The 8,838-nt window shown below is 70.0% G+C and carries 8 protein-coding genes; 2 read left to right on the top strand and 6 right to left on the bottom strand.

The annotated features are described in order from the left end of the window. Window positions 1-336 precede the first annotated feature (336 nt). Entirely contained in the window at window positions 337-2,415 is a 2,079-nt protein-coding gene (locus LAO51_02700) for a putative metal-binding motif-containing protein (protein ID MBZ5637647.1), read from the top strand. A 51-nt stretch (window positions 2,416-2,466) separates the two neighbouring features. Here LAO51_02700 and LAO51_02695 read toward each other — a convergent pair whose 3' ends face one another. Together LAO51_02695 and cysK are read right to left on the bottom strand one after the other, a co-directional pair. Continuing rightward, the gene (locus LAO51_02695; protein MBZ5637646.1) at window positions 2,467-3,501 is read right to left on the bottom strand and encodes a cytochrome c3 family protein; all 1,035 of its coding nucleotides are present in this window, start codon (window positions 3,499-3,501) and stop codon (window positions 2,467-2,469) included. A 103-nt stretch (window positions 3,502-3,604) separates the two neighbouring features. Continuing rightward, window positions 3,605-4,582 carry a cysteine synthase A gene (gene cysK / locus LAO51_02690; protein ID MBZ5637645.1) on the bottom strand — a complete coding sequence of 326 codons (978 nt, stop codon included), beginning with the start codon at window positions 4,580-4,582 and terminating at the stop codon, window positions 3,605-3,607. Between the two features lie 115 nt (window positions 4,583-4,697). On the opposite strand from cysK, the gene LAO51_02685 reads away from it, so the two are divergent. Then, entirely contained in the window at window positions 4,698-5,258 is a 561-nt protein-coding gene (locus LAO51_02685) for an XRE family transcriptional regulator (protein ID MBZ5637644.1), read from the top strand. An 18-nt stretch (window positions 5,259-5,276) separates the two neighbouring features. On the opposite strand, the gene pxpA is transcribed toward LAO51_02685, so the two are convergent. From pxpA to pxpB, 4 genes are read right to left on the bottom strand one after another with little or no spacing between them, the layout of a single operon-like run. Beyond that, window positions 5,277-5,981: a 5-oxoprolinase subunit PxpA gene (pxpA, locus tag LAO51_02680; GenBank protein ID MBZ5637643.1), complete on the bottom strand. Its 705-nt coding sequence runs from the start codon at window positions 5,979-5,981 to the stop codon at window positions 5,277-5,279. Next, complete coding sequence (locus LAO51_02675) at window positions 5,978-7,237, bottom strand: MFS transporter (protein MBZ5637642.1); 1,260 nt, start codon at window positions 7,235-7,237, stop codon at window positions 5,978-5,980. Before LAO51_02675 ends, pxpA begins: the two co-directional genes overlap by 4 nt. After that, window positions 7,179-8,117, bottom strand: coding sequence for a biotin-dependent carboxyltransferase family protein (locus LAO51_02670; GenBank protein MBZ5637641.1), 939 nt, complete (start codon window positions 8,115-8,117; stop codon window positions 7,179-7,181). The genes LAO51_02675 and LAO51_02670 overlap by 59 nt, the downstream gene beginning before the upstream one ends. After that, window positions 8,114-8,800, bottom strand: a complete 687-nt coding sequence (pxpB, locus tag LAO51_02665; GenBank protein ID MBZ5637640.1) for a 5-oxoprolinase subunit PxpB — start codon at window positions 8,798-8,800, stop codon at window positions 8,114-8,116. Before pxpB ends, LAO51_02670 begins: the two co-directional genes overlap by 4 nt. Between the last annotated feature and the right edge of the window lie 38 nt (window positions 8,801-8,838).

Genomic DNA, 8,838 nt, shown 5'->3' with positions numbered 1-8,838 from the left:
TTTCGAGAACATCGACCAGCACCGCCTGGAATTCCACTTGCCGTTCGTCGACGGAGCGTTTCTCGAGATCATGTGTTCCGTCCCGCTCGACCGCGCTCTCCGGCACGCGTTCTACATGGAATGGCTCAAGCGATTCCCGGCGTCGACGCTCTCCGTGCCATGGCAGACATATCCCGGACACGTCCCCTGCCCGCTCCCGATCGAAGGATCCCCGTTGTACCAATGGGGCGACGGAGCACGGGGGAGGTTCGCCATTCCGAGGATCCCCGCGGCCAGGCCCGATGGGTGGAAACAGTGGGTAGCTTGGCCAGATTGCGTTCCAGGGGGGGGGAAACCATGCGATTCAATCCTGCAGGACCGGTATCGATCTCGGTTCTCTTGGTCTTGTTCGCCACGGCCGGCGCGCCCGCGGCCACCTACGACATCTACACCGACCAGGCGAGCTTCTTCGCTGCCGCGGGGATCACCTCCCCGACGCAGACCTTCGACGGCTTTCCGAACATGACGTGTCTCGACGGGGAGCTCGAGTGCGCCTCGGTTCCCGGCGTCACGCTCACGTCGTCGCCGGCGAACTACGGCTTCGACACCTACACGTCGATCCAGGCGTTCGACTCCAAGTACGCCGTGACCGCAAGCAACCATCTTTGGGGCGGGTTCGTCCCTTCGAGCGTGACCCTGCCGCAGGTCGTGGTGATGACCTTCTCCCCGGGCGTCGACGCGGCCGGCTTCTACCTGGTGCATCTCGTGCCGTCGGGCGAAGTCCAGACTGTCGCGCCCGCGACCGTTTTCGTCACGTTCGACGACGACACGGCGGAGACTTTCCTGGTGGGGGATCGCGACGGCAACGACCTGACGGCCGAGTACTTCGGCCTGGTCTCGGACGCGAAGATCGCCCTGATCACCGTCGTGTCCGGGTGGATCACGGACAGCATCGAGAACGTCGTCCTGGGGGCCGACCTGGTCGGGATCGACAACCTCAGCTTCGCCGCGACGGTCGCGGACACGCTACCTCCCATCTGCAGCAGGTACCTCCTGGAAGGCGACCCGACGTCTCTGATACGTGGCAACGCCGCCGACACCCGCCCTGGCGACACCGGTATCGCGTCCGTGGCGCTCCTGCCGGGCGCGACCAACCTCAGCCTGCAGGTGGATTCCGATTTCCATCCGGGCATACCGGTCGCTCTGTTCACGGTGACGCAGGCCGACCCGACCCTCGACGGCCGCGGCGGCGTCCTGGCCACGGACCAGGCGGGCAACTCCTGCACGCTGCGGGCCGATTTCGACGCCCTGCCGCCCGGCCCGTTGACGGACGAGGTTCTCTGCTCCGGCGGCGGCATCCTCTTCGAGGTCGGCAATCCGGCGACTCCCGGGGGGACGGCCTCTTGCGGCTCGACCGTCTTCGGCCCGACCGAGCCCGTCCTGCCCCCCGGGTACCAGCCATCGCCCGCCGACGACCCGTTCCCGTGCCGGGTCCTGACCATCGACTCGCCGATCTCCGGGCTCACCGACATGGTCTACAAGAAGGACGGCGTCTTCGACCAGCGTCTGAGGCTCTTGTTCTCGGAGTCGACGGACGGCGGCGTTACGTTCCCGCCCTTCATCGACGTCACCGACAGCGTCCGCGAAATCGCCACCATCGACCCCGACCCGACGCGCCTCGGAGGAAAGGTCCGGTGGACGCCGGTCAAGATCGCCTGCGCCCTTCTCGAGGGGGTCGACTGCAACACCTTCGTCGACTCCGATCCCGACCTCGACGCGGACGGATACCCGCTCTGCTCCGTCACGGGTCTGCCCCTCGACTGCAACGACCAGCGAGACTTCATCCACCCAGGTGCTCCGGAGCTCTGCAACGGGATGGACGACAACTGCGACGGGGTGATCGACGAGGGGAACCCCGGGGGAGGCCGACCCTGCACGGTGCCCGGGAAGCAGGGGGCTTGCGCAGGCGGCACGACCCGGTGCGACAACGGCACCATCGTCTGCGACCAGACCGTCTTCCCCGCAGCCGAGATCTGCAACGGCATCGACGACGACTGCGACGGCCTGACCGACGAGAATCACGTCTTCGCCGGGTACCTGGAGCCGGTGAACCCGGACGGATCGAGCATCTTCAAGTGGAAGAGGACGGTCCCCTTCAAGTTCCAGGCGACGACCTGCTCGGGGGCGCTCGTCTCCTCTGAGCGCCCCAGGATCTCCGTGTTCTTCTACACCTCGGGCATCGTGGGCAGCGACGTGGAGGACGTCGGCTCCTCCGGGAACGCGAACACCGACAACCTCTACCGGTACGATCCGACGGCGAAGCAGTACATCTACAACCTGGACACGAAATCACTGGCGCCGGGGAACGGCTACCTGGTCCGGACGACGCTGGACGACGGCTCGACCCACGACGTGGTGATCTCCGTCCGACGATAGCGGCCGGCGAGGCGGCGCGGCGCCCGAGTGACGCCGGACGCCGCCGCCTCGCTACGCTCCCGTGCGTGCCTTCTCGATCTCCGCGAACTGCTCCCGCGTCAACGGGCTGCAGCGGCTGGAGTAATTCAGCAGCGGCGCGGCCGGGTCGCGGAGGGGAACCCACCTGTCCCCCTCGCGGCCCAGGAAGACCAGGTCCCACCTCATGCCGTCGAGCACCGGGATCACCCCCTCGACGCTCTTGATCCGGCCGTCCTCCCAGCGGAAGGGGACGAGCCTATCGGCCTTGATGTCACGGACGATCGGGGTGTCGTGGCACTCCGCGCATTTCCGCCCCTCCTTCCTGATCGAATGGGCGAAGGAGGGCGCGAAGGTGATCATGGTCTTGCTGCCGTACACGTACGACAGGAAGTTGGCCGGGGTCACCTTACCGTCGTGGTTGACGAGGAAGAGCAGGTTCTTGATCTCGATCGAAGCGTCCTTCCCTTCCTTGAGCCGCGTGTCGATGTGGCAGTTGTAGCAGGTCGGGACGTCCCGGGCATGGCAGGCGGCGCAGTCGAGCCTCCCCCCGTGAACCGTGTGGCTCGCGATGCGGGGGAGGTCGCCATGACACCTCTCGCACCGCGTGTCCAGCACGCCCGGCTGCCGGTAGCTTTCGTAGGCGGTCCCGTCGCCGTGAACCTCCCGCGCGCTGTGGCAGTCCATGCACTTCATCCCCTTCCTGAAGTGCACGTCGGGGTCGTCCTTCTCGACGGGATGGCACCTCCGGCAGGCGGCCTCGAGGACGTCCTTCTCGACGGTGAAGAAGGCCTTGCCGCCCACGTCCTTGCGATGGCACGCGTCGCAGCTCCTGACGTGGCACTTGGACTTGAGGCAGCCGAGGTCCGCGGCGGAAACCCCCGTGAGCCGCTCGAGACCTCCGTTCTCCTTCGAGTACACGCTCTCGATCCCCCGGTTCGTGTAGTGGAGGCTCTTCGCGTAGAAGCTCTCCTCCGAGGGAGGCGCTTCGGCGACCCCCGCGGCCAGGCCGGGAAGACCCGCCACGACGGGGAGGAGAAACACAACGAGGCGGAAGACGGCGCGTTCCATCTTGGCTTCCCCCCGAATGCGGCCGGCCGCGGGTCGCGGCATCGCGCCGCGGCCCGATTGTAGGCCCGTTTCGACGGGGAGATGCCGTCGTATCGAGGGGGCGTCAGACGGCGACGCCGGCGCTGTCGAACACCCCCTCGAAGAGGATGGTGGAGAGGTACCGCTCCCCGGCGTCCGGGAGGACCACCACCATCGTCTTCCCCTTGAATTCCGGCTCGCGGGCAAGGCGGGCGGCGACCGCGACCGCCGCGCCGCAGGAGATGCCGGACAGGATCCCCTCCTCCCGCGCGAGACGGCGGGCGAACTCGACCGACTCCTCGTTCGTCACCCGCTCGACGCGGTCCACCACGGAGAGATCGAGGGTGTCGGGGATGAACCCCGCTCCGAGCCCCTGGATCTTGTGCGGGCCGGGGACGAGCTCGCGCCCCGCGAGCTTCTGGGTGATCACCGGGCTCGCCTCCGGCTCGACGGCGACCGAGAGGATCGGCTTCCCCTTCGTCTTCTCGATGAAGCGGGAAACACCGGTGATGGTCCCGCCGGTGCCGACTCCGGACACGAGGACGTCGACGGCCCCGCCGGTGTCCTCCCAGATCTCCGGTCCCGTGGTCTTCTCGTGGATCGCGGGATTCGCGGGGTTCTTGAACTGCTGGGGGAGGAAATAGTGCTGTGGGTCGCTGGCCGCGATCTCCTCGGCCTTCGCGATCGCGCCCTTCATCCCCTTCGCTCCCTCGGTCAGCACGAGCTTCGCGCCGAAGGCCACCAGGACCTTCCGGCGCTCGAGGCTCATGGTCTCCGGCATGGTGAGCGTCAGGGGGTAGCCGCGGGCCGCGGCGACGTAGGCGAGCGCGATCCCGGTGTTGCCGCTGGTGGGCTCGACGATCTCCATGCCGTGCTTGAGCGTTCCTCTCTCCTCGGCGTCCCACACCATCGCGGCGCCGATCCGGCACTTGACCGAGTAGGCGGGGTTGCGCCCCTCGATCTTCGCCAGCACCGTCGGCCCGCCGGCGGGGACGACGCGGTTGAGCCGCACGAGCGGGGTGCGGCCGATGGAGCGGGTCACGTCGGGATAGAAGGTCGCCATGGCGTATGCTCCCTCGCCCGTGGGCCGGGCGTTGCAAAGACGAACGGCGTTCAATATACTGAACAACGTACACGATGTCAAGCAAGTGTGCGTTATCGTGAACACCGGGGGGCCCATGGACGAGATCAACCTGAGGATCGCCGATCGCCTTCGGCGTCTGCGCCGGGCCGCGGGCCTCAGCCTCGGCGATCTGGCCGAGCGCGCCGGAGTCAGCCGCGCCATGCTCAGCCAGATCGAGACGGAGAAGACGAATCCGACCATCGCGGTGCTGTGGAAGGTGGCCCACGGCCTCGGCGTGCCGTTCTCCGAGCTGCTGGGGACCGAGGAGGCACCCCCGGCTCCGCGCCTCTCCCCCGCGGGCAAGGCCCGGTACCTGTACTCCGCGGACCGCCGATACCGCAGCCGGCCCCTCCTCGGCAACGTTCCCGGCCACCGAGTCGAGCTTTACGAGCTTCGCCTCGAGGCCGGGGCGGTCGAGAACGCGGACCCGCATCCCAAGGGGAGCTTCGAGCAGGTCTACGTGAATTCCGGCCGGCTGCGGATGGATGTGGGGGAGACGACGCACGAGCTCGGTCCGGGCGACGCGATCCTCTTCCCGGCGGACCGCCCGCACCGGTACGAGTCGCTCGGGCGCGCGGCGTTCACGGGGCTCTCCTTGATCCTCTACGGAGGCTGACCCCGGCTTCCTCCGCCGCTAGCGCAGCGGGCGGAGCGAGAACCCGGCCCGCGTCAGGGCCTCCCGCACCGCAGCGAGGATCGACACGGCTCCCGGCGTGTCCGAGTGGACCGAGATCGTGTCGACACGACCGTCGGCGGCGAGGCGCACGGCCTGCGCCGCGGCCTGCTCGGGGTCGAGGATGAGGGCCCCGGGCAGACGCCTCGAGCGCAGGGAACCGTCCGGCTCGTAGACCCGGTCGGCGAACCCCTCGCGGGCCACGTCGAAACCGAGTGCGCGCCAGAGCGGCAGCGCCGGCGACCCCGCCAGTCCGACCAGGACGAGGCCGGAAGCGTCCGTGGAGACGCCTCGCGCGATCGCCCCCGCCACCGCCGCGTCCCTCATGGCCTCGCCGTAGAGGGCGCCGTGGGGCTTCACGTGGCGGAGAGCCGCCCCGAGCCTGAGGGCGATACGCGCCAGCGCCAGGACCTGGGATCCCACGGCCTCCGCGATCTCGTCCGCCGGCATCGGGAGCGCCTCGCGTCCGAAGCGGTCGCGGTCGGGGAACGAGGGATGCGCCCCGATCGCCACCCGGTGCCGGAGCGCCTCGCGCACCGCGGCCGCCATCGTCCTCTCGTCTCCGGCGTGGCCCCCGCACGCGATGTTCGCCGACGTGACGAGCGGGTAGATCGGCTCCTCGGCGGGACCCTCTCCGAGGTCGCAGTTGAGATCGATCTCGCTCACGTCAACTCCTCTCCGCGGGTCTCGGGGAGCAGAAGGACGAGCACGGCGCCCAGGAGGAAGAACGCCGAGGTGAAGGCCAGGGCGACGCCCAGGCCGTACGCGTCCGCCACGGCGCCGATCGTCCACGGCGCGAGCGCGCTCGCCGCCCGCCCCGCGTTGTAGCACAGCCCTTGGGCCGTGCCTCGGATCGCCGAGGGGAACAGCTCGGCGAGCATGGCGCCGAAGACGCTGAAGTAGCCGTGACCGAAGAACCCGACGAGGGGGCCGAGGGCGAGGAGGGCGATGCCGCTCCGCGCCGAGAGGCCGTACGCGGGGACGAGGACCGCGGCGCCGAGCACGAAGGCCTGGAGGGTGGGGCGCCGACCGAACCGGTCCGCGAGAAAGCCGAACGAAGTGTAGCCGAGGAACGCTCCCGCCTGCATCGCCACGATCCACAGGGCCGACCGGGTCACGCCGAGCCCGGCCCCGCCGGCGGCCTCGGGGCCCGCCAGGTAGGAGGGGATCCAGGTGAAGAGCCCCCAGTACGCGAAGAGGAGGCTCGTCGCGAGCGCCGTGGAGACGACCGCGCGCCCGAGGAGCGGCGGCGCGAGCAGGGCCCTCGCGGAGGACGAAGGCCGGCGCCCCGCCCGTCGCCAGATCTCCGGCTCCTCGACCCGCAGCCGGATCCACACGGTGAGCAGCGCGGGCGCGATCCCGAGCGCGAACAGGACCCGCCAGCCGTACGCCGGCAGCACCACCGCGGACAGGATCGCCGCCGCCGCGTATCCGACCGCCCAGCCGGATTGCATGATCCCGATCGCCTTTCCTCGGTGGCGCGCCGGCCAGGTTTCCGCCACGAGGACCGAGCCCGCCGACCACTCGCCCCCGAGGCCGATGCCGACGAGCGCCCTCCAGACGACGATCTCGGCGACGCTCCTCGACGTGGCCGTGAGCGCGGTGAAAACGGAGTAGGTGAGAATCGACACGACGAGGGCCCTGGCCCGCCCGATCCGGTCCGCGAGGATTCCGAAGAGGATGCCGCCGGCGGCGGACGCGAGGAGCGTGACCGAGGCGAGCGCCCCGGCCTCCGCCGCATCGAGGCCGAACTCCGTCCGGATGGCGCCGAGGGCGTAGGCGTAGAGCATCACGTCGAGCGCGTCGAGCATCCATCCGAGTCCGGCCGCCAGCAGGACTCTCCACTGGGCGGGCGTGATGGACTCAGCCCAGGAGGGCAACCAGCGCCTCCTCCTGCTCCCGGAGGAGCGCGAGAGCGTCATCGAGGGAGACCGGCTCGAAACGCACGAGGTCCCGCGGGCGAAGCTGACCGAGGGCGTGGAAGTCCGCCGAGGCGACGGCGGCGATCTTCGGGTATCCCCCCGTTGCCGGGTGCTCGACGAGCAGGACGATCGGCAGGCCGTCCGGGGGCACCTGGACGGCCCCCGGGGAGACGCCCTCGGTGAGCAACTCTCGGGCCGGCGCGGCGCGCAGCGACCGGCCGTCCAGGCGGATTCCCATCCGGTTCGAGGTCTCGGTCACGAGATAGGAGGCGGCGTGGAAGGCCGCGACCTCGTCGCGCGAGAACCAGCCGGCCTGCGGCCCCGGCGTGACGCGGAGCACGTCGCGCCGTAGGAGACCCGGAACCGCGTCCGGCTCGATTCCGCCGGGGGCCGGATCGGACGCGACGCGCTCGCCGACGGGAAGCCGGTCCCCGGCGCGGAGCGACCGCCCCCCGAATCCGCCGATCCCGACCAGGAGATGGGTTGCGGCGCTCCCCAGGATCTCCGGAACTTCGATCCCTCCCCGCACGCAGAGGTAGGCCCTCGCACCGTCGCGGGTGGCCTCGAGCCTGAGGGTCGCTCCCGCTCCGACCTCGAGGGGCGTCCAGTTCTCCACCTCGGCGCCCTCGAGACGCGGGACGAAGTCCGATCCCGCGAGGGCGATCACCGCGGGCCGCTCGAACTCGAACGTCCCCCCCACAAGGGTCATCTCGAGCGCCGCCGCGCCTTCGTCGTTCCCCACGAGGCGGTTGCCGATGCGCAGCGAGAGAGGGTCCGCCGCTCCGGCGGGAGACACTCCCAGCTCTCCGTACCCGAAGCGCCCGAGGTCCTGCACCGTGGTGAGCAGTCCCGGGACGACGACGCGGACCGCGCCTCTCAAGGGTGGGGCCTGCGGCGCGGGGTCTCCGCGACGAAGCGAACGCGATCGCCCATCCGAAGGAGCGCGATCGGCTCGCGTCCGGGGTCGAACAGGCGGAGAGCCGTCCAACCGATCACGCGCCAGCCACCCGGCGAGGGGAGCGGATAGACGCCCGTTTGGGAGCCGCCGATCGCCACGCTCCCCGCGGGCACCCGGGCGCGCGGGGTGGGCAGCCGGGGCACCGAGAGGAAGGGGGGAAGACCCGCCAGGTACGGGAACCCCGGGGTGAACCCGAGGAAGCAGACCTCGTAACGGGCGTCCGCGTGCGAGCGCACGACCTCGCGCTCGGTGAGGCCGCAGCGACGCGCGACGTCCGGGAGGTCGGGACCATTGACCCCGCCGTAGCGCACCGGGATCTCGACGTCGCGCGGCTCGGGGACGGGCACGCGTCTCAATCCCTCGAGCAGGTCCAGCACCTCCTCTTCGAGCGCGCGCCCCTCGAGGCGCCTCGGATCGAAACGAACGAGGAGGGAGGCATAGGCCGGATGGAGATTCAGGACGCCCGGCACGGAGCGCTCCCCGAGAACGGCCGCGAGCCGGAAGACGCTCCGGCTGTTCTCGCTGGAGATCTCGTCGCCGAACGTCACCAGGAGCGAATGGTCGCTCGCGAACGTGACGCGGGCGGAGCCGGGCTCGTCGTGCATGGGGTTGTTCCGCAGGCGGTCGCAAGGGCTCAAGTCGC

Source organism: Terriglobia bacterium, from assembly GCA_020073205.1.
In the GTDB taxonomy this organism is placed as follows: Bacteria; Acidobacteriota; Polarisedimenticolia; order Polarisedimenticolales; family JAIQFR01; genus JAIQFR01.
This window is presented reverse-complemented; position numbering and strand designations above follow the sequence as displayed.